Here is a 21520-nt window from a genome sequence, read left to right on the forward strand (position 1 = left end):
GCCCTTCTTTGGACCTTCCGTGGTCGCGAGTTTCAATGGCGCCTTCCGCTAGGCGGGCACCACCATGCAGGCCACCGTCACGATGACGACGAGGACCACGAAGAGGATCGCCAGGAGCTTGGTGGCGAACTTCAGCCAAGTGGAGTACTCCACGCGGGCCAGCGCCAGGCCACCCATGATGGCGCCGCAGGTGGGCGTGAACAGGTTCACGAAGCCGTTGGCGCTGGAGTAGATCTGCACCATGACCTCGGGCGAGAAGCCCAGCTCCACAGCCAGCGGGCCCATGATGGGCATGGACACGGTGGCCATGCCGGAGCTCGACGGGATGAGGAAGGACAGGAGCACGTAGAGGATGAAGGACAGGGGAGCGAAGACGATGGCGCTCATGCCCTTGAGACCGGCGGCGGCAGAGGCCAGAATCCAGTTGGAGAGGCCGGTAACGTCCATGAGGACGGAGACGCCGCGGGCGAGGGCGATGACGAGCACGACGCCCATCATGTCGCCGGCGCCGGCGATGAAGGTGTCCACGAGCTCGCGCTCGGACAGGCCGGCCACGACGCCGATGATGATGGCCATGATGAGGAACCAGGCCGTGGCCTCGGCGAAGTACCACTGGCCGAGCGGGGTGCCGGTGAGGAAGGCGGACCAGCCGAGGGACGTGGTGGTCTCGCTGGTCACGACGGCGTCGGGCTCGGAGTTGAACACGATGTCGCCGTCGATGCCGCCGTCGCCCCAGGCGGCGACGATCTCGTCACCGGTGATGGGGGCGGTGACCTCCTCGGAGGCGTAGCCGGCGTTGAAAGCGTTGACGCCCAGGTCCTCCCAAGGGATGAAGCCGATGATCATGACGACGAAGGTGACGGCGAACAGGGCCAGGACGGCCTTCTGGCGGCCAGTGATGGCCTTGGCCTCGGACACGGCCTTGGCGGCGCTGCCGTACTCCTTCTCGGCGGCCTCGATCTCGTGGCCGGTGAGGATGGACTTGCCGGTGTCGGCCTTGACCTTCTTGGCGTAGTTGTACACGAAGAGGATCGAGATGACGTCGGCCACGACCATGAGGATCAGGCCGAGGACGATGATGATCGTCTGGTCCACCGGGATGCCGATGGAGGTGAGCGTGGCGGAGGCGACGCCCGTGGCGAACGGGTTGACCGTGGAGCCGAGCACGCCGCAGCCGGCGCCGAGCAGCACCATGGCCGCACCCACGAGCACGTCGGTGCCGGCGGCCATCATGGTGGCGGCGAGCAGGGCGTAGAAGCCCACGGACTCCTCGCAGAAGCCGTAGGTGGTGCCCATGATCGAGAAGATGATCATGAGGATGGGAATGAGCTTGAGCTCGTTGCCGCCCATGGCGCGCACCAGCGTCGAGATGCCGGCGTTCAGGGCGCCGGAGCGCTCGACGATGGCAAGGAAGCCACCGAGCACCATGACGAACAGGCAGACATCGACGGCGTCGACGAAGCCCTCTGCGGGGGCCATCAGCACGTCACCCAGGGTGGCGGCAGTGATGTCCGGGATTGCCGCGGACATGGCAATGGAGATAAGAGCCACCACGATCAGGATGATGAACAAGATCGTGTAAGAAGAGAGCATCTCCCGCTTCTTCTTAGGCTTTGTCACGTCTGACATGCCTTGGGTCTCCTTTCCTCGTTGGGGGCGGACCTCTTTTGAGACGCGCCCCGTGCGGGGGCTCACCAGAGCCCCTCCCCTAATGATTCCTGACTCATTTTATACATATGAAGATTCCCTTAATGCCGAAAACTGGGATTAGGCGGCAAAGGTACCGCTTACTGGTACATTACGGCCGTTCGCGGAAACCTAGATGAAATAATGCAAATTTCCCCTGTTTTCGCAGTTAGAAGCCGACTTTAGTCATACGTGTAGTTATTATTTATTAAGTTATGATTTATCCATTTACTGTCCCGATATTCCATCCATAAGGTTTTAGCCGACTTTACGCCATCAAACCATTTTCATCATATACGCAATAAAGGGACACTGATTCATGATTTCCTATGAATGACCTTCCTGGTGCACGCAGGCGGCAAGACGGCACTGGCTTATGCATGGGCACCCAAGGCGCATCCCTATGAACAATTATAGACCTGCCGACCTGTGCCCATCCGCCCCCCTCTCCCAAAGCACAGCCAGTGCCCGTCCAAAGATGTTGGAGCCGGGTCGTCGCCACGGCCGCAACAATCTGTCGGGAGGCGCACAAAGAAGGGACGCCGAGCGAACATGCGCGACGCCCCTTCCTTGGGCACGGTTTTTCCTGGGATGGAGGGCAAGGCTAGATGACGATGATGCCCGTGGCCAAAAGGATGACGGCCAGAACAGCGCCTGCAATGACGACGTATTCCACAACGTGCTCGGCCGGCGTAAAGGACCTCACGCCCTCTGTCTTGCGGGCGCTCACATAGGCGAAGAGGCCCGGGATGTAGCCGATACAGGTGAGGAGCAGAAAGCTCCAGCCGTTGAAAAGCACGCCGACGACCAAGAAGGCCAGGGCGATAAGGCCGATGACGGCCTGGCCCGCCTGCTTGTGAGCAAGGGAGTACTTCATCTGGTAAGCGGCGGCCAAGGCCCAGGTAACCACGATGGCAACGGTGCACATGGAGAACGCGAAGTCATAGGCGCTCTCGGAGAAAATCACGACGATCAGGAAGGCCTGGGTGCAGGCGGCAACCACGAGCAGCGAGAACTGCGGCGACTTCTTGTCGTTGAGCTGGCCGAAGGAGGCCGGCAGCAGCTTGTGGTTGGCCATGAGCTGGGTGGTCTCGGCGGGCAGGATGGTGAACGAGAGCCAGCAGCCGGCGATGGAGACGATCATGGCGATGGTGATGAAGGGACCGCCCCAGCCCGGGGCCATGAGGTTGAAGACCTCGGCCATGGAGGTGGTGTCGTTGAGCTGGGCAATCTCGGTGTAGGGCATGAAGCCGAAGGGCAGCACGGACACGCCGATGTAGATGACGAGCAGGGCCACAAGGCCGATGACCGTGGCCTTGCCAGCGTCGCTCTTCTTCTGGGCGCGGCTCGAAAGCACCGAGGCGCCCTCGATGCCGATGAAGCACCACATCATGATGATCAGGCAGTTGACCACCTGCTGGCCCACAGATCCCAGGGCCACGGCGTCGGGGCCGGCCTGGCCCATGGCCACGAGGTTGTCGTAGAGCTGGCCCCAGAAGTCCTGGGTGAAGACACCCGCGTTGAACATCACGACACCGAAGACGATGAAGAGCGCGAGGGCGGCGACCTTGGCCACCATGACGATGGCGTTTAGGAACGAGGCGCTCTCGACGCCGCGAATCACCAGGAAGGTCAGGGCCCACATGAAGATTGAGGCAATGACCACGCAGGGCACGGTGTTGCCGCTGGCAAAAGGCGGATAGAACATGCCCACGGCGCTCATCATGGCCGTGGCGAAGGCCACGTTGCCCAGCCATGCGGAAAGCCAGTAGCCCCAGCCCGAAAGGAAACCGGCGAACGGTCCGAAGCCCTCAGTGGCGTAGCTGAAGATGCCGTCGAGGTCGGGACGCTTCTCGCCCAGGTTCTTCAGGGAAAGGGCGAGCATGAGGAAGCCGACGCCGGCAATGCCCCAAGCGATGAGGGCCGGGCCTGGGGCCGCGACCTGGGCGATCTGACCGGTGAGGGCAAAGGCGCCCGAACCGATGCAGGAGCTCACCACCATACCGATCAGCCCGAAAAGGCCGATCTTGCCCGCACCGCCCGACTGAGCGGCAGACGTCTGTCCGTCTGACAAGGGAACCCTCCTTCTCCGCAGGGAGGCTTTCGCCCCCGTTTTCTCACAACGCTGGAAGGTATTCCCAAAACAGGCTCCTTTGATTTCAAGTATATATACAGAAGCGACATATATACCGTTTTATTCAGCGCAAAAAAGGGCCCCAGCAACTGCCGGGGCCCTTCGGGAGCACGCATGGAGCTGAAGTTACTTCAGGGTCGCGTACATGACGGCCTTGATGGTGTGCATGCGGTTCTCGGCCTCGTCGAAGACCTTGGACTGACGGGACTCGAAGACCTCGTCGGTGACCTCCATCTCCTTGATGCCGAACTTCTCGGCGACGTCCTCACCGATGGTGGTCTTGGTGTCGTGGAAGGACGGCAGGCAGTGCATGAAGATAGCGTCCTTGTGGGCGAGGCCCATGAGCTCGCTGTTGACCTGGAAGGGCTTGAGCTCCTTGATGCGCTCGGCCCAGAGCTCGGCCGGCTCGCCCATGGACACCCAGATGTCGGTGTAGAGGACGTCGGCGTCGGTGGCGGCGGCCTTCGGGTCGTCGGTGAAGGTGATGGTGGCGCCGGTCTCGGCGGCGATCTTCTCGCAGGTGGCGATCAGCTCGTCGGTGGGACGCAGCTCCTTGGGGCCGCAGCCCACGAAGTGCATGCCCATCTTGGCGCAGAGCACCATGAGGGAGTTGCCCATGTTGTTGCGGGTGTCGCCGAAGAAGACGAACTTCAGGCCCTTGACGCCCATGGGGAAGTTCTCCTCGATGGTGAGGAGGTCGGCGATCATCTGCGTGGGGTGGAACTCGTCGGTGAGGCCGTTCCACACCGGGACGCCGGCCTTCTCGGCCAGCTCCTCGACGAGCTCCTGGGAGAAGCCACGGTACTCGATGCCGTCGTACATGCGGCCGAGGACGCGGGCGGTGTCCTCGATGGACTCCTTCTTGCCCATCTGGGAGCTGCCGGGGTCGAGGTAGGTGACGCCCATGCCGAGGTCGTTGCCGGCCACCTCGAAGGAGCAGCGGGTACGGGTGGAGGTCTTCTCGAAGAGCAGGACGATGTTCTTGCCGGCGAGGTACTTGTGGGGCACACCGTTGCGCTTCATGTCCTTGAAGGTCTTGGACACGTCGACGAGGTACTGGATCTCCTCAGGGGTGTAGTCGAGAATCTTGGTAAAGCTGCGGCCGGCGATGTTGACACCCATCGTTGCGGTTCCTTTCTGTCATGCGCCCCCGATGGGGCGCGGCGTTTGAAGCATCGGGATAGCGCGGGCCCCAGGCCCGCGTCGACCGGGGGCCGGACGGGCCGGCCCCCGGAGGAGGCTGAGGTTTAGAGGTCCTCGCGCCAGAACGGCATGCTCATGCAGCGGGGGCCGCCGCGGCCGCGGGAGAGCTCGGCGCTCGGGATGACCAGGAGCTCCATGCCGGCCTTGTAGAGGATGTCGTTGGTGACGTTGTTGCGCTGGTAGACGCAGATGGTGCCGGGGCGCACGCAGAGCGTGTTGGAACCGTCGTTCCACTGCTCGCGGGCAGCCGCGATGGGGTCGCCGCCGCCGCAGGGGATCAGCGTGACCTGGTCGAGGCCCAGGATCTTGGCGAGGGTGTGCTCGAGGGTGTCGTTCATCTCCTCGATCTTGACCTCGTTCTCCTCCTTGCCCGGGGTGAGCTTGAACACCTGCAGGGTGCCCATGATGGCGGGGTGGATGGTGAACTTGTCGACGTCGATCTGCGTGAACACCGTGTCGAGGTGCATGAAGGCACGGGAGCTCGGGATGTTGAAGGCGTAGATCTCGTCGATCGGGCAGTCCTCGTGGCCCCAGAACATGTGGTTGGCCATGACGTCGATGGCAGCGGCCTCGGTGCGCTGGGAGATGCCCACGGCGATGGCGTGGCTGTTGAGGTTCAGCACGTCGCCGCCCTCGGTATGGTATGCGGAGTTGCGGCGATACCACAGCGGGGAGTCCTTGTAGTCGGGGTGGTACTTGAAGATGTACTTGCCGTAGAGGGTCTCGCGGTTGCGGGTGACCGAGTACATGCGGTTGAGGTTGACGCCGTTGCCCACCACCGCGAACGGATCGCGGGTGAAGTAGAGGTTGGGCATCGGGTCGACCAGGAGGTCGCTCTCGGTGTCGCCGTCGGTGCCCACGATGGAGCGCAGGGTCTCGCTGGCCTTGACGGGCAGCTGCACCTCCTGCTTGGTCACACCGGCCATGGTGTGGAGCACCATCTCGTAGTTGTCCTTGAACGAGTCGATGTACTCGCGGATGATGGCCGGGGCGTGCTTGCCGGTGATGCCGGCCTCGGAGATCCACTGGTCGAGGAACTCGTCACGGGCGCCGGGGGCGGCGTCGAGGGCCTCGGCCACGAGCTTCTCGAGGTAGAGCACCTCGACACCCTGATCGCGCAGGGTCTGGGCGAAGGTGTCGTGCTCCTCCTGGGCGACGGGCAGGAAGGGAACGTCGTCGAACAGCAGACGCTCCAGCTCGTCGGGGGGCAGGTTGAGCAGCTCGTCGCCGGGGCGATGCAGCATGACCTTCTTCAGGTCGCCGATCTCGCTCGGGACATGTAGCCCTTTGGACATTGTGCCTCCTTCTGTCGACGGCGCCTCGCCTTTTTGCGGGACGCCAGCCATTGTGCGGACCAATTATCGGTGGGAACACGCGGTTCGCGGGGTTCTCGGGCACCCGCCAGCCTCGGTTTCGCTGTGCCAATTATGGTTCGCTGACGGTGAATAATGTTTCCTGTTCACGGCCAACGGTTACTTTTCAGCTGTGGACGGCAATATGCTCTGAATTTGGCCTTATTAGTGAATTCGTTGTGTATAACTCGTGGTTTACCTGTGATTATGCAATCACACTAAAATACGGGTTCTCTATTTAATTCAATGCATCCCCCCATTGATACAACACATCAGAAAACTGCAATATTTGCTTTATCCGACAGTGCCGTAATATGTGCATATAGTCTCTCTATTACTGCATATTATTGCGGGACCATGCATAGGGGCCGAAACGGCCTTGGAAAATCGGCGCCCCCTTGCTGCGAAAGACGCGTTTCAATGCCCGAAATGCAGCCGGCCCCACAGCGCATCCACCGCATAATGGGGATGAAAACAACCGGCCGCAAGGCCGACATCGAGGAGCGCCCATGGCCAAGAGCCCTAAGAAAAAGAAAAACAACCTGAAAAAAACTCGAGAGGCCCACAAAAAACGGAAGGACACAGGCCAGAAGGGGCAAGCGCCCGACAAGCGCGCCCAAAAGGACAAGGCGCACGGCGGCAAAAAGGCCAAGCGCGACGCCGCGGCCCTCAAGGCCTATGCCAAGAGCGCGAGCCGCAAGGGGCACGAGGAGTCCAGGCGCGCCCGCGCCAAGGAGGCACCCCACCAGCTCAGAGACTACTCCTACACCCAGAACCGCGAGGTAAGCTGGCTGCGCTTTGACGACCGCGTACTCACCGAGGCGCTCACGCCCGAGGTGCCGCTCTTCGAGCGCCTCAAGTTCTGCGCCATCTTCCAGAGCAACCTCGACGAGTGGTTCATGATCCGCGTGGGCGGCCTCTCCACCATGGAGGGCCTCAAGAACCCGCCGCGCGACAACAAGAGCGACCTCACCCCTGCCCAGCAGCTCGACGCGCTGTTCTCTTTGCTCCCCGACCTTCTCGGGCGCCAAGAGGAGGCCTTCGGCGCCATCGAGCGCCAGCTCGAGCGCTTCGGCCTGGAGCGCGTGGGCGTGGGAGACTTCGACGACCGCGACAACGTGGCCGTGGGCCGCCACTTCGACCGGGTGCTTCTGCCTGTGCTCTCCCCCCTTGTTGTGGACCCGCGCCACCCCTTCCCCAACCTGCGCAACGGGCAGCTCTACGTCATGTGCGCCCTCGACGCCGGCGAGGAGGGAGAGCTGCTCGGCATGGTGGAGGTGCCACCCAACGCGCCCCGCGTCGTGGCGCTGCCCTCGGGCCCCGACCGCTACCGCTACGCGCTCGTGGAGGACGTCATCGTCCAAGGCCTCGCCCACTCCGACGTATTCGGCTCCATGGTTCCCACGAAATGCGCCGTCGTGCGCGTCACCCGCAACGCCGACATCGACCCCGACGGCGAGGGCGTGGAGGAGGAAGAGGACTACCGCCAGCACATGAAGAAGATCCTGCGCCGCCGTTTGCGCCTCGACCCGGTGCGCGTGGAGTTCCAGGGCAGCCTGGGCGAGGAGCTCGAGGAGCTGGTACGCGAGGAGTTGGGCCTCTCCCGCGAGCGGGTGAGCCGCCTCGACATCCCGCTGGACCTCTCTTATGTATACGGCCTCGAGTCGAAGCTGCCTGCCCGTCACCGGCAGGCGCTGCTGTTCGAGCCCTTCGAGCCGCAGGGCTCCCCCATGGTCGACGCCTCCGTGCCCGTGCGCGACCAGGTCATGGACCACGACGTCTTGCTCTACTTCCCCTACGAGTCCATGAACCCGTTCCTCGACCTCGTGCGCCAGGCCGCCACCGACGACGAGTGCATCTCCATCCGCATCACCCTCTACCGCGTGGCCACCCGCTCGCGCCTCTGCGAGAGCCTTATCACTGCCGCCGAGAACGGCAAGGACGTCACCGTCCTCATGGAGCTCCGCGCGCGCTTCGACGAGAAGAACAACATAGAGTGGGCCGAGCGCCTCTCCCAGGCCGGCTGCACCGTCATCTACGGCTCCGAAGGCTACAAGTGCCACTCCAAGATCTGCCAGATCACCTACCACGGCACCGACGGCATCCGCCGCATCACCTGTTTGGGCACCGGCAACTTCAACGAGAAGACCGCCCGCCTGTACTCCGACTTCTTGCTGCTCACGGCCGACAAAGGCATCGGCGAGGACGGCAACGCATTCTTCAGGAACCTCACCCTGGGCAACCTCCATGGCACCTACCGCCACCTGGGCGTGGCCCCTTCGGGCCTGAAGCCGCTCATCATGCGCGGCCTCGACCGCGAGATCGGCCGCGCCCGCTCCGGGGCGCGCGGCCGCGTGTTCATGAAGATGAACTCGTTCACCGACCGCGACGTCATCGACAAGGTGGCCGAGGCGGTGCAGGCGGGCGTCTCGGTGACCCTTGTCGTCCGCGGCATCTGCTGCATCCTGCCGGGCATCGCAGAGCGCACCGAAGGCCTTGAGATCCGCCAGATCGTTGGACGCCTGCTGGAGCACTCCCGCGTCTACGCCTTCGGCGAGCATGCCGACACGCTCTATCTGTCGAGCGCCGACATGATGACCCGCAACACCGAGCGCCGCGTGGAGATCTGCTTCCCCGTGCTCGACCCCACCTGTCGCGAGCTCGTGGTGGAGTACATGGACCTCCAACTCTCCGACAACGTGAAGGCCAGGCGCCTCACGACGTCGGGAACGTGGAGCCCTATCCCTGTGGAAGCCGACGACCCTTTGGTCAACAGCCAAGAGGTGCTCATCGCCCTCGCCTACCACCACGCCATGGTCAATCGCGGGCACGCTGACCGCGGCACCCCCCTCTCGCCCGAGCTGGCGTCGTTGCCGCCCGACGTGACCAGACGCCTCATCGCCCTCTACGCCGGTTACCCGGCAACGAGGGTCCCCAACGTCGCCGCCGACGTGCGCCCCATGGCCGTTGGCGCAGACCCCGTTGTGGAGGACGAGGTGCTCGCCCGAGCCGTCACCGCCGGCGCCGCGACCCTTGCCGAAGCCGACAAGGCCGTTGGAGAAAACGACGCGCCGGCGTCGGGCCTTCCCCACGAGCCCGACTTTGCCGCCGATCCGGACAAGTCCGCCGCAGAGCCGAGCCCGCAAAAAAAGGAGGGCGCAGGCGGGAAAGACGCGGACGAGGTGAAGGCAGAACCCACCGTGGAAGGGTCGGCAGGCAGCGAGGCTCCCACCACCATCGTGCGCAGGCCCCCCGGGCGCGTCGCCGCGGCGCTCTCCCTCATCGGCCTGGGGCTTCGCACCCTTGTCATGGGGCCCGAGGCGGCACAGGCGGCCCAGGCCAAGGCGGACAGGAAAAACGAGCGAGAGCAGAGGCGGCGCGAGCGACGCCGCAGGGAGGGACGGTAGATGCGCCTCAAGATAGAGTCCATGGCCTACGGGCCCGACGCCGTGGCCCACGCCGATGACGGCAGGGCGGTGTTCGTGACGGGAGCGGTGCCCGGCGACGTCGTTGAGGCCGAGGTGGTGCGAGAGGAAAAGCGCCTTGTCAAAGCGCGGGTCACAGCCGTGCTGGAGCCGTCTCCCGACCGCGTGGAGCCGCGCTGCCCGTGGGCCTCGGTCTGCGGCGGCTGTCCTTGGGCCGCCATGGACTACGCGGCGCAGCTCGCCGCCAAGCGCGACAACGTGGTGCAGAGCCTCTCGCGCATCGGGCACCTAGGGGCAGAGCGGGCCGAGGCCCTTGTGGCACCGGTTCTGGCCCCCGGAGCTTCGTGGGGCTACCGCAACAAGGTGGAGCTCGCCGTGGAGCGCAGGCGCGGCCGCGCTGTCGTGGGCATGCACGCCCAGGGCGACTCCGGCGTAGTGAAGGTGGACCGCTGCCTGTTGCTGGACGCGGACCACGAGGGGCTTGTGAAGGCGGTCTCGGGGTCGCTCTCCTACCTTGCCAACTCCCACAACCTCAACGTGGAGCGCGTGGGCATCCGGGCCTCAAGGCGCACGGGCGACGTGGAGGTGGCCCTCTGGACGGAGCCGAGCCCGTTTCCCCGCGCCCAGGCCGCCAAGATTCTCGGCGACGCCACGGGTGCCAGCTCCATTGTGCGCGTCATGACAAAGGGCCCGCTCAAGGCCCGCAAGCTGGCCGGCACCGAACGCCTGGACGGCAACGGCTGGTGGCAGGAGCGCATCCTCGACGAGACCATGCGGGTGAGTGCCCCGTCGTTCTTCCAAGTGAACACGCTGGGCGCCGAGCAGCTCGTGCAGCTGGTGCTGGAGGCCCTTGAACCCGGCGCAGACGACGCGGCCATGGACCTCTACTCGGGCGCCGGCACGTTCACGCTGCCGCTGGCGCGTCGCGCAAGCTGGGTGGATGCCGTGGAGTCCTACGGCCCCGCCGTGGGCAACCTGCGCCACAACCTCGAGCGCGCCGGCATCGACAACGCTGACGCCGTGGGAGGCGACGCCGGCCGCGAGTTTCCCGACGAGGGAGCCGACATCGTGGTGGTGGACCCGCCGCGAGCAGGCCTCGCCCCCGACGTGGTGGAAAAGCTCTCCACCCTGGACGCCCGCGCCATCGCCTACGTGTCGTGCGACCCGGCCACGCTCGCCCGGGACCTCGACCGTTTTGAGGAGGCGGGGCGTTTCTCTCCCGTCTGGGTGAAGCCGGTGGACCTCTTCGCCCAGACCTTCCACGTGGAGTGCGTCACGCTGCTGCGCCCCCGCTCCTAGACAGTAGAGCAACTGCCGGCGCCTCTGCCCGCACCACGTCCCACAACAACCGCGCCACGGTGGCGTGCCGCACCACCGGGCACGCCACCGTGGCGCATCGTTTTGCCGATTTGGCCGATTCGTTGCGCTACGGTGGCGCGCTTCTCCTCCCGTCCGCACAACAGGGCGGCACCGATGCGCCTGGGGGCGGCTGGGGGCGACCCTTTGAGTCGCCCCCAGCCGCCCCCAGGCGCAGTGCCTCACACACAGCAACAGGAAGGAAGATGGCCCCTACCCTGCCGCCCCGGGAAAGCCGTAGGCGGTTCGGGCCTCCCGACAGCCGGACGCCACGGCGTCTGCCAGCACCCGTTGGCCGAGGACGCCCACAAGGTCCACCGGCATCTCGACCTGGCCTGTGGCGAGCACGAACACGGAGTCGCCGTCGTTGGTGGTATGGCTGGGCGCGATGGCGCGGGCATACCCGTCTGAGCACATCTGCGCCACCTTGGTGGCCTGGGCCTTCGTGAGCTTGGCGTTGGTCGTCACGCACGAGATGGTGGTATTGGTGCGGTCGAGCACGGACAGGGGCATGGACGCGCCGGCCAAAATGGCCGACAGGGGGTCCGCCACCTGAGCCGCGGAGTCGGCGGCCACCCGCGCGCCCGCCACCGGGGCGCCTGTGGCGGGGTCTGTCACCGAGCCCACCGCGTTCACCGCGACAACGGCCGTCACCACGAGCGGGCCCGCCGAGGCGGACGACCACCCGAAGCCGCCCTTCATGGCCATGTCGGGGCCGAGGAACTTTCCCACGGTGCAACCCGTGCCGGCGCCCACGTTGCCCTGGGCAAGACCTGCCGCGTCCGAGCCGTCGAGCGCCTCGGCGCAGGCCTCGGCCCCCATGGCGGCATCGGGCCTCACGGAGGGGTCGCCCACCGCCAGGTCGAACAGGCATGCGCCGCACACGATGGGTACACGGCAGACCCCGAGGTCAAGGCCTATGTCCCTGCGCTCCAGCTCGTCCATGACGCCCGATGAGGCTGCAAGCCCGTAGGCGGAGCCGCCGGAAAGCACCACGGCGTAGACGCGGTCCACGGTCTCCTCGGGGCGCAGCAGGTCGGTCTCGCGGGTGGCCGGGGCGCCGCCGGCCACGTCCACGGCCCCGACGGCCCCCGCAGGCGCCACCACCACCGTGACCCCGGTGCCCGCCTCAGGGTCGCTGCGATGCCCCACGTACACGTCGTCGAATCCTGGGAGCCTCATGGCGCCCCTCCTTTCATGGACAACCCCTATATCAAGATCGCCTGAAAGCACATATGTGCTTTCAGGCGCGTATATGGCCTCTGTCACGAAGCGTCAGTGCCCATCGTACGGAGAAAGGCGCGCATCCTCCGGGAAAGCTCTGCCACGGGCAGGCCGACCACGTTGTCGTAATTGCCGTCGATGTCGCGCACGAGCAGGCTTCCAAGGCCTTGGATGGCGTAGGCGCCCGCCTTGTCAAAGCACTCCCCGCTCGCCACGTAGGAGGAGATCTCGGCCGGCTCAAGGTCGAAGAAGCGTACATCGGTGGTACAGGTGAACGTCTCGTCGGCCACAGAGCCGTCGGCTGCGTGCAACGCCATGGCACAGCCGGTGGACACGTGGTGCACGCGGCCCGAGAGCTCGGTGAGCATGGCTTGTGCCTGCTTGGGCGAGGCGGGCTTCCCCAAGGCCTCATCTCCCATCCACACGATGGTGTCTGCGCCCACGACAAGCTCGTTGACCTCAGCCTTTTCCACCATGGCAAGGGCCTTCATACGGGCGAGGCGGGCCACGAGCTCCAAGGGCGCCTCCCCTTCAAGGCGACGCTCGTCAACGTCGGCAGGCATGACCCGCGGGCAGAAGCCGGCGCGGTGCATAAGCTCTATGCGCCTCGGAGAGGCGGACGCGAGTATCACGGCCCTACTCCACGAGCATGGCCGATGCCACCCGACGGGCATCCTCTTCCCCGAGCAGGGCGGCCACAAGGGCGAGGCCAAAGGGCACGGCAAACGCGGGGCCGCTGGCCGTGACGAGGTTGCCGTCGCGGTACACGCCGTTTTTCTCGGGGCGCACGCCTGCCGGGAAGTCGGTGTCGCAACCGGGATAGCACGTGGCGACCCGGCCGTCGAGCAGGCCGTTCTCGGCCAGAAGCGCAGGGGCGGCACAGATGCAGCCGAGGAGGTCGGAGCTGGCGGCACGGCGTTTGAGCTCGGCTGCGACCGCAGGGCAGGCACGCAGGTTGTCGACGCCGCCGAGGCCGCCCGGCACAATCACGAGGTCGAAGGAGGCAAGGTCGACGTCGGCGAGCTCCGCGTCGCAGACCACCGGCACCCCTTGGGCGGACGTGACGGTGGAACCGGTGCAGCCTGCGCGGCTCACTTGGGCCCCGGCACGGGCAAGGCAGTCTGCCGGGGCCAGCGCCTCGATGGTCTCAAACCCATCCGCCAGAAGAACGGCGCATGTCTTTGCCATGATGATCCCCTTCCCGTATGAACATAGACTTTTCTCAGTCTAGCGCCGGGAAATGCCGCCGGAGGCGCCCGTGGCTAGAATGGTCGCGACACACACTCAGAAGGAAAGGCACTGCCGATGTACCACATCGTTGCAAGCGACATGGACGAGACGTTCCTCGGCCACAACAAGAGACCCACCCAGTCAAACCTTGATGCCGTGGCCGCCATGGGGAAGCTGGGGGTCCGTTTTGTGGTGGCCACCGGCCGCCCCTACTTCAGCGTCCAGGGCATCCTGGAAGAGGTGGGCACAAAGGGCGACCCTGACTCCTACACCATCACCCTCAACGGCGGCTACGTGTGCGCCAACGACGGCACGGTGGTTGCCGCGCACCCGCTTGATGCCGCCGTGACCGAGCGCCTGCGCGCCTTTGGGGAGGAGCGGGGCCTCTGCGGCCACATGTACCTAGAGGGGCGCACCTTGGCCATGAGCCTTAACGACGGCGAGCGGGAGTTTTTGCGCGGCCGTATGGAAGTGGTTCCGTCCACGTGGGAGGAAGCGGCTTCGCTGGACGAGCCTGTGTACAAGATCCTGTTCGAGAACACCGACCTTGACGCCCTCCATGTCCTCCGCGACGAGGCGCAAGACGCCCTCGGCGACCTCGTGGACGCCGTAGAGCCGGTGTTCTCGAGCGATCGCTACGTGGAGTTCAACCCCGCAGGCGTGGGCAAAGGCTCGGGCCTCGCAGAAATCGCCGCCACCCTCGGCGTGCCCATGGACGAGACGGTGGCCTTGGGCGACTCGGTGAACGACCTCTCCATGCTCGAGGTGGCAGGCCTTCCCCTCGTGGTCTCCAACGTGAGCGAGCTAGCGAGGCCGCTTCTGCCAAAGGGCTGCCGCATCCTGCGGTCGAGCTGCGACGACGGCTGCATGCCCGAAGTGCTGGACGACTACCTCAAGCCGTCGATGGACCAGTAAGCCCGACCGCTCTTAGACGAGGCGCCCTTCCTCCATGGTGAGGATCCGGTCGCACTTGTCGGCCATGGTCATGTCATGGGTGACCATCACAAGGGTCTTGCCGGCATCGCGGGTGGCGCGAAGAAGCGAGTCCATGACGATGTTGGCCATCCTCCTGTCAAGGGAGCCGGTGGGCTCGTCGGCAAGAATGAGGTCGCCGGGCTTGAGCATGGCCCGGGACATGGCCACGCGCTGTTTCTCCCCTCCGGAAAGCTCGCTCACCACAGAGTCCAGCTTGTCCCCCACGCCAAAACGCCCCAGCATCTCCTGGATATGGGACAGCTTCTCCTTCTTTGCCAGCTTGGTGTGGTAGAGGGCCAGAAGCAGGTTGTCGCGCACCGTCTTGGAGTCGATGAGGGCAAACGACTGGAAGAGGTAGTTGATGGCGCTGCGGCGAAGGAGCATGGCGCTGCGGCTGTTGATGGGCGGGTAGGCCTTTCCCAGTAGGCAGACCGAGCCCGACGTGGGGGTGTCGAGCAGCCCCAAGATATTGAGCAGCGTGGTCTTTCCGCAGCCTGACGGCCCGGTGACGGCCACCGCCTCCCCTGCGGCAATGCTGAGGCTGAGCCCCGAGAGGACCCTGTGCTCGCCAAAGCACTTGACAAGGTCTTTTACCTGGATAGAGGAGTCCATCATTGCTCCTTTGACACGGTTTCCAACACGACCGCCACAGACCTTCGGCGGGCCGCCAGCACGATGAGCAGGTTGGAGGCAACGAGCAGCGCGCCGCCCATGAGAAGGCCTGCAGTGGACTGGGCGAGGGCGCTCACGGCCACGCCCGTAAGCGTGGCGATGTTCACAAAGAGGAACTCCCTCCGGTAAATGGTCCACGGGCCAAAGCCGAGCACGCACTTGACCGACACCTCCCGGGCGCTCACCCGGTTGACCACCTCGACGATGCAAAGGACCATGACGGCGACGATGATCACAAGCATGGCAAGGACGATGCCGAACAAGAAAAAGAGCTCCTCGAATAACTTTTTCATGCCGTCGATGAAGTTGCCCACGGTGGCAAATCGCAGGTCCAAGCCACTGTTCAAGGCGACAGAGTCGTTGTCCAAAAGCTGGGAGGCGGCTTGGCCATCCAGTTTCAAGTAGCTGTTGAGGCCGCTGGCTACCAGGCTCTCCGACTCAAAGGGCACCATGTTCTCGGCGCTCAGCACGGCGATGACCATGCCCGAGGTCTCTGCAGGCTCCCCCTCATGGGTGGCCCAGGTGAACAGCCCCTTGGCCCCGTCGTAGGGAACGAACTCCGTGGAAGGGTGCTTCATGTACTCCGTGACGATATTGGAGTCCCACGGCTTTCGAGACGCGAGAAGGTACGATTTCAGAGCCTCGGTCTCGCCCGCGCTCAGCGAACTCGGCAGCAGGTACACGCGCACCCCCTGCCTCACCTTGGCAAGGACGTCGGGCGAAAGCTCCACGCCGGCCTGCTCGAGATAGGAGGGAGAAGCTGCCAGATACCAGAAAGGGACGGGGCGCACCGCGGCATCGGGCAGGTCGCCCTCAATATCGACCTCAGGGGTATAGGAGACATTTGACAGGTAGACGCCCTCATCGTCCTCGTGGGCGGCATACCAGTCGTAGACGTCCTTGGCCTGGGCCATCGCATCGCCCACAAAGTGCTGTCCGTCCACGGAAAGGTCCTTGACCACCCACCAGTCCTCGTAGGCGCTCCACACAGAGCGGGTGCGGGCAAGGTCTGTGTACATGGCAAGCGGCTGATTGATATACAAAGAGCCGCCAAAGACCGCAGCCAAGGTGACAAGGTACACGCCGGCCGCCAATACGTAGAATCCCCGCCGCGAGTAGCGGGCGCAGATGGCGTCCACCGGCTTGACAAGCAGGATGGGCAGGGCGGCAAGGGCCAACGAGAGCAAAACCGCCACGACCGGCGCGGCCACGATTGTGCCCACAAAGGCCGCCAACGGGGCGGTGAGGCCAAAGCCGCTCAACATGAGGGCGGTGCCTGCCAAGCATACCGGCACCACGGCAAGCAGCTGCGCCAGCTGGGGCCTGAACAGCCGAAGCAAAAATCCCCCCGCGCCCCATCCCAGCATCAGGCGCACGCCGAGGGTCTTGAGCTCCAAAAGAGAGCGGGCCACCAAAAGAAGGGAAAGCCCGAGGGCGAGCAGAAGGAAGGCCCCGGCGGAGAAGAATGCGAAAAGGCCTGCCATCGGCACAGAGCCGAAGGTTTTTTCTGTCAGCGCCTCCCCACTGCACCCCGTGGCAGTCGCGACATCGGCCAGAAGCGCCTGGAACTCCTCGTCGCTCAGCCCCAACACCGTGCAGGAGCTGCCCACAACTGCAGCAGAATCCAGTTTTTGAACCCTAAAGTATGCCCCGGCGCGAATGCTTGGCAGCTCTTGCACCCGGTCGAAGGCGTTGTTGCCAAAGCCCGCATAGGCGCCGGGCGCGCCTGAGACCACCGCGCTCACCACAGCATCGTCCACGACGGGAGTGCCCAATACGTCCAAGGGCTCCACGGCGGAAACCGCAGCAGAAGAGGCCAAAACGCCAAAGGTATAGAGAGTGGCCCCCGACTGCTGCACGACCGAGTCGTGGCTCACCACGGTCATGGGATGGTCTTGGGCAAACGCCTGGACCGCACCCACCAAGCGCTCCCTGCTCTCATCGGAGAGCTGCATGGTGTAGAGAGTGGGGCGGTCGGCGAGCCACGAGCCCGCCGACCGCATCACCAAGGCCTCCAAAACCCCCTTGGCGCAGAGCGTGCCGACAGCAGCAAGGCAAACAATGACGACCAAGCTGACTACCGAGTACCATCTCTTCACTGGATACCCTCTCGTAGATGTAAAGGGAAACTAGGCCAAGGGGATTAAACCAGGAGCCGCCTTACCCCCGGCAGTTCCAGTAGGCCTGAATTGTTGACGGGCCAACAAACCCCCATGCCTGCGACAGTGTGCCGGGCTGCTGCCAGCCAGAGCTGTATCCATTAACAGAAGAGCAATGCTCGTATTTTTGAGAGTTGCAATCAGAGAAGCCAAAGACACCGGCGTTGCGGCCGTAGTTCCAGTAAACTCCGGTGCCTTTGTAGTAGACGGTCCGGGCCAACGCGGCGCCGGAGACCCCGGCGCAGAGAGCGGTGCAGAGCGCGGCGGCAACGAGCGATTTCTTGACCTTCATAATCGACCTCCGTTCGAGGGCCTATTGGTATCTCAGATACTAATCCCCAATACCGCAGGCACAGCCCTCGTGGATGCCGACGATTTACCTATTTAACTGGAAGGGGCCCATGACCAAAAAGAGCGGAGCCCCGAGCTTTCCCTCAGGTGGGTGGCCCCTCGAGTGCAACTGGGCCGCTCCGGCCGAACACAGTGCGACCGGGCCGCAGGTCCCGGGGCATCTGAGCGGCAAAGCCGCGAATTGCCCCAGGACCTGCGGCCCGGTCGCGTCAAATGAAACAGCCGAAGCGCCGCCTAGTTGAACTTGACCACCTTCTGGATGATGCGGTACAGGCCGATGGAGGTCTTCTCCCCCATCTTGGTGGGGAGATTGGCACCGATGCCGATAAGGCCCTTGCGGCAGTAGTTGTACATGCGCTTGTCGTACTGCTTGAAGTACTCCCAGAGGGCGTCGCAGTTGAGGCGCGCGTTGGGGACGTCGGACAGGCGCGCGAAGATGGAGCACACGGCCATCATGAGGTTCATGTAGTCGAGCATGTACGTGCGGAGCTTGGTGCTCTCGACGTCGTCGTAGAGGTGGTAGGCGTCCATCATGATGCGGGTGACCCGCAGCTGCTGGTCGATGCGGCCCGCCATGACCTTCTCGTTGACCGACTGGTCCTCGCGGCCGATGAAGTAGCGGTAGAGGTCGACGTCCAGGTAGTACAGCGTCTTGCAGCGGGGCAGCGGCACGTAGGCGTAGATGTTGTCCACGTAGAACGTGTGCGCCGGCATGGGGATGCCGCCGTCGCGTAGGATGTCGGTGCGGTAGCACAGGGCGTGCATGAGCAGGTTCTGGTCGTAGCCGAAGTGCCCGATCTTCTCCCAGGTGAGGACCTTGTTGCGACGCAGGGCGAACCGGTAGTCGATGACGTTCTGCTTGCCGTCCTCCACGTGCTCGTAGACGTAGTTGGTGACGACGAGGTCCACGCGCACGTCGTAGTCGATGAAGCTGCGGAGGGTCTTCATCAGGGAGTCGAGGGCGTCGCCGTCGTACCAGTCGTCGGAGTCGCACACCTTGAAGTAGACGCCGTCGGCCGCCTCGAGCGCGGAGAGGACGGCCATGCCGTGGCCGCCGTTCTCCTGGTGGACGGCCTTCACGAGGTCGGGGTAGCGGGCCTCCCATGCCTTGGCCTTGGCGAAGGTGTCGTCCTTGGTGGAGCCGTCGTCGACGACGATGACCTGGATGTCGTCGGAGAAGTGGGCCCCCTCGAGGATCGAGGAGATCGCGTGGTCCATGTACTCGGCCGAGTTGTAGCAGGGAATGCCTACGGAAAGCGTCTTGGTGCTCATCGGTGGGTGCGTCCTCATCTGTCGGGTTCCTGACGGGTCGTGGTGCCCCCGTCAGGCGTGGGCGGCCATGAGTTCGTCGGAGAGTGCCAGGGCCGACGCGGTGACGCCGTCCATGTCGTAGTAGCGGTACTCGGCGAGGCGGCCGACCGGGTGGAAGTTGGTGAGGTGGTCCACACGGTCGCGGTAGCGGCGGTACAGCTCCTCGTTCTGAGGCTCGATGATGGCGTAGTAGGGCGTCATGCCGCGGCCGCGCTCGTAGGGCTGCGGGTACTCGCGCATGATGGTGGTGACGCCCTCCTTGACCTGGCCGGTCATGATCTTGAACTCGGTGATGCGGGTGAAGTCCTCGCTCGTGGTGTAGTTGACGGTGCCCACGGGCTGGAACCGGTCCATGTCCAGGGTCTCGAAGCGCATGTCGAGGCTGCGGTAGGGCAGGTCGCCGAGGTCGCAGCCGAACAGCTCGTCGAGGGGGCCGGTGTAGACGACCTCGCCGCCGTAGGGCTTGCCCTGGACGGTGACGTGCTCGTCGTCCACGGTCAGGATGTCGCGGGCGTCGACCTCGAGGAAGACGTCGATGAGGTCGTGGTCGAGCATGCGCTCGAACATGCGGGTGTAGCCCTGCTCGGGCATGCCCTGGTAGGGGGCCGCCGGGAAGTAGCGGTCGTCGTCACCGATGAACACCGGGACGCGGCCGGTGATGGACGGGTCGATCTCGTCGGGGGTCTTGCCCCACTGCTTCATCGTGTAGTAGAGGAAGACGTTCTCGTAGACGTAGTCCGCAACCTCCTGCAGGTCGGGGTCGTTCTTCTCCCGGAGCTGCATGATGGGCACCTTCTTGTTCTCGCCGAAGGCGGCCACGAGCTTGCGGTAGAGCTCCTCGCCGCGCTCCTCGCCGAAGGCGAGCTTGAGGCTGGCGTGGTTGAACGGGACGGGCATGAGGGTGCCGTGGATGTCGGCCAGCACGCGGTGCTGGTAGTCCGTCCAGCCGGTGAAGCGGGAGAGGAACTGGTCCACGCGCTCGGAGAAGGTGTGGTAGATGTGCGGGCCGTACACGTGCACGAGGATCCCCGCGTCGTCGTAGGCGTCGTAGGCGTTGCCGGCGATGTGGTCGCGGCGCTCGAGGACGCACACCTTGAAGCCGCAGCCCTCGGCGAGCCGGCGGGCGCAGACCGCCCCGGCATAGCCGGCGCCGACGACCACCATGTCGTAGTCCTCGGCGCGGAAACCCTCCGGCAGCCCGGTACGTATGCTCATGGATCGAACCCTTCTGTCACGGCACGGAGGCGCCCCCGGACCGTCGGGCAGCCAGGAGACGCCAAGCCACGTATTCCGCAAGAAATGTTAGCACGCGTACCTATAATGGTCGCGAGCGGCACGGACCGCCACGATATGCCCGCATGGAAGGCCGGCGCTCGGCCGCGGGGCCCACCCAGAGAGAGGAAGCGTTTCCATGAGCGACTTTTTGGCACGTATGAAGGCACAGGCGGCGGGCGACCGCAAGACCATCGTGCTCCCCGAGGGCGAGGACCCCAGAACCATCGAGGCCGCCCGCCGGATCGTGGAAGAGGGCCTCGCGGACCTCGTCATCCTCCACAACGGCGAGGAGCCCGAGCCCGTGGAGGGCGCCCGCATGGTCGACCCCCGCACCTCGCCCAAGCACGAGGCCTACGCCCAGGAGCTCCGCCGCCTCCGCGCCAAGAAGGGCATGACCATCGAGCAGGCCCGCGAGCTCGTGGACGACGCCACGTACTTCGGCACCATGATGGTCAAGATGGGCGACGCCGACGGCCTCGTCTCGGGCGCCTGCCACTCCACCGCCAACACGCTGCGGCCCGCGCTCCAGATCCTCAAGACCGCCCCGGGCACCAAGCTCGTCTCCGGCTTCATGGTCGTGTGCGTGCCCGACTGCGAGTACGGCGACCACGGCACCTTCGTCTTCTCCGACATCGGACTCAACGAGTACCCCGACGCCGAGGCCCTCTCCGAGATTGCCATCGCGAGCGCCGCCTCCTGGAAGCAGCTCATGGGCACCGAGCCCCACGTGGCCATGCTCTCCTACTCCAGCCACGGCTCCGCCAACTCCGAGTACGTGGACAAGGTGGCCGAAGCCACGGCCCTCGTGCACGCCAAGGCCCCCGGCCTCCTCTGCGACGGCGAGCTCCAGACCGACGCCGCCCTCGACGAGACCGTGGGCGCGCTGAAGGCCCCCACCTCCGAGGTGGCCGGCAACGCCGACGTCCTCGTCTTCCCCAACCTCGACGCCGGCAACATCGGCTACAAGCTCGTGCAGCGCCTGGCCAAGGCCGAGGCCTACGGCCCGCTGCTCCAGGGCATCGCCAAGCCGGTCAACGACCTCTCCCGCGGCTGCTCCGCCACCGACATCGTGGCCGTGGTGGCCATCACCGCCGTCCAGGCCCAGCTCGCCTCCGCCGAGTAGGCCGCAGGACAACCCCGCGCCCGCACGCAGAGGGCCGGGCGCCG

The 21520-nt window shown here is 64.9% G+C and carries 16 protein-coding genes; 4 read left to right on the plus strand and 12 right to left on the minus strand.

Annotated features, from left to right (window positions below; all coding sequences use genetic code 11):
- Positions 1-48 precede the first annotated feature (48 nt).
- The 4 genes from OR600_RS05640 to arcA form a co-directional block, all read right to left on the minus strand.
- The gene (locus OR600_RS05640) at positions 49-1629 is read right to left on the minus strand and encodes a YfcC family protein (protein ID WP_135977269.1); all 1581 of its coding nucleotides are present in this window, start codon (positions 1627-1629) and stop codon (positions 49-51) included.
- A gap of 661 nt (positions 1630-2290) precedes the next feature.
- A complete protein-coding gene (locus OR600_RS05645; RefSeq protein ID WP_204408016.1) occupies positions 2291-3760 on the minus strand; it encodes a basic amino acid/polyamine antiporter in 1470 nt (489 codons plus the stop codon).
- Positions 3761-3946: 186 nt separating this feature from the next.
- Complete coding sequence (argF, locus tag OR600_RS05650) at positions 3947-4942, minus strand: ornithine carbamoyltransferase (protein WP_204408017.1); 996 nt, start codon at positions 4940-4942, stop codon at positions 3947-3949.
- A 125-nt stretch (positions 4943-5067) separates the two neighbouring features.
- Positions 5068-6318 carry an arginine deiminase gene (arcA, locus tag OR600_RS05655; RefSeq protein ID WP_135977267.1) on the minus strand — a complete coding sequence of 417 codons (1251 nt, stop codon included), beginning with the start codon at positions 6316-6318 and terminating at the stop codon, positions 5068-5070.
- A 566-nt stretch (positions 6319-6884) separates the two neighbouring features.
- Between arcA and ppk1 the strand changes: the two genes are divergently transcribed.
- Both ppk1 and rlmD read left to right on the plus strand, forming a co-directional pair.
- Entirely contained in the window at positions 6885-9782 is a 2898-nt protein-coding gene (gene ppk1, locus OR600_RS05660; RefSeq protein WP_204406642.1) for a polyphosphate kinase 1, read from the plus strand.
- On the plus strand, positions 9783-11099 hold the full coding sequence (gene rlmD, locus OR600_RS05665) for a 23S rRNA (uracil(1939)-C(5))-methyltransferase RlmD (protein ID WP_135977265.1): 1317 nt from the start codon (positions 9783-9785) through the stop codon (positions 11097-11099).
- A 270-nt stretch (positions 11100-11369) separates the two neighbouring features.
- On the opposite strand, the gene OR600_RS05670 is transcribed toward rlmD, so the two are convergent.
- The 3 genes from OR600_RS05670 to OR600_RS05680 form a co-directional block, all read right to left on the minus strand.
- A complete protein-coding gene (locus OR600_RS05670; protein ID WP_135977264.1) occupies positions 11370-12338 on the minus strand; it encodes a P1 family peptidase in 969 nt (322 codons plus the stop codon).
- A gap of 83 nt (positions 12339-12421) precedes the next feature.
- Positions 12422-13012 carry a Maf family protein gene (locus OR600_RS05675; protein ID WP_135977263.1) on the minus strand — a complete coding sequence of 197 codons (591 nt, stop codon included), beginning with the start codon at positions 13010-13012 and terminating at the stop codon, positions 12422-12424.
- Positions 13013-13016: 4 nt separating this feature from the next.
- Entirely contained in the window at positions 13017-13568 is a 552-nt protein-coding gene (locus tag OR600_RS05680; RefSeq protein ID WP_135977262.1) for a DJ-1 family glyoxalase III, read from the minus strand.
- 117 nt (positions 13569-13685) lie between these two features.
- On the opposite strand from OR600_RS05680, the gene OR600_RS05685 reads away from it, so the two are divergent.
- On the plus strand, positions 13686-14525 hold the full coding sequence (locus tag OR600_RS05685) for an HAD-IIB family hydrolase (protein ID WP_135977261.1): 840 nt from the start codon (positions 13686-13688) through the stop codon (positions 14523-14525).
- A gap of 12 nt (positions 14526-14537) precedes the next feature.
- Here OR600_RS05685 and OR600_RS05690 read toward each other — a convergent pair whose 3' ends face one another.
- From OR600_RS05690 to glf, 5 genes are all read right to left on the minus strand, one after another.
- Entirely contained in the window at positions 14538-15197 is a 660-nt protein-coding gene (locus tag OR600_RS05690) for an ABC transporter ATP-binding protein (protein WP_135977260.1), read from the minus strand.
- Positions 15197-17179 (minus strand): bacteriocin-associated integral membrane family protein, encoded by a 1983-nt coding sequence (locus OR600_RS05695; RefSeq protein WP_135977259.1) that lies wholly within the window; start codon positions 17177-17179, stop codon positions 15197-15199. Before OR600_RS05695 ends, OR600_RS05690 begins: the two co-directional genes overlap by 1 nt.
- Positions 17180-17417: 238 nt before the next feature.
- On the minus strand, positions 17418-17708 hold the full coding sequence (locus OR600_RS05700) for a hypothetical protein (RefSeq protein WP_135977258.1): 291 nt from the start codon (positions 17706-17708) through the stop codon (positions 17418-17420).
- Between the two features lie 293 nt (positions 17709-18001).
- Positions 18002-19039, minus strand: coding sequence for a glycosyltransferase family 2 protein (locus OR600_RS05705; RefSeq protein ID WP_135977257.1), 1038 nt, complete (start codon positions 19037-19039; stop codon positions 18002-18004).
- A 51-nt stretch (positions 19040-19090) separates the two neighbouring features.
- Complete coding sequence (glf, locus tag OR600_RS05710; RefSeq protein ID WP_135977256.1) at positions 19091-20293, minus strand: UDP-galactopyranose mutase; 1203 nt, start codon at positions 20291-20293, stop codon at positions 19091-19093.
- Between the two features lie 196 nt (positions 20294-20489).
- Between glf and pta the strand changes: the two genes are divergently transcribed.
- The gene (gene pta / locus OR600_RS05715; protein ID WP_135977255.1) at positions 20490-21476 is read left to right on the plus strand and encodes a phosphate acetyltransferase; all 987 of its coding nucleotides are present in this window, start codon (positions 20490-20492) and stop codon (positions 21474-21476) included.
- Positions 21477-21520: the final 44 nt, after the last annotated feature.

The sequence above is a fragment of the Granulimonas faecalis genome, from assembly GCF_022834715.1.
GTDB classification, from domain to species: Bacteria; Actinomycetota; Coriobacteriia; order Coriobacteriales; family Atopobiaceae; genus Granulimonas; species Granulimonas faecalis.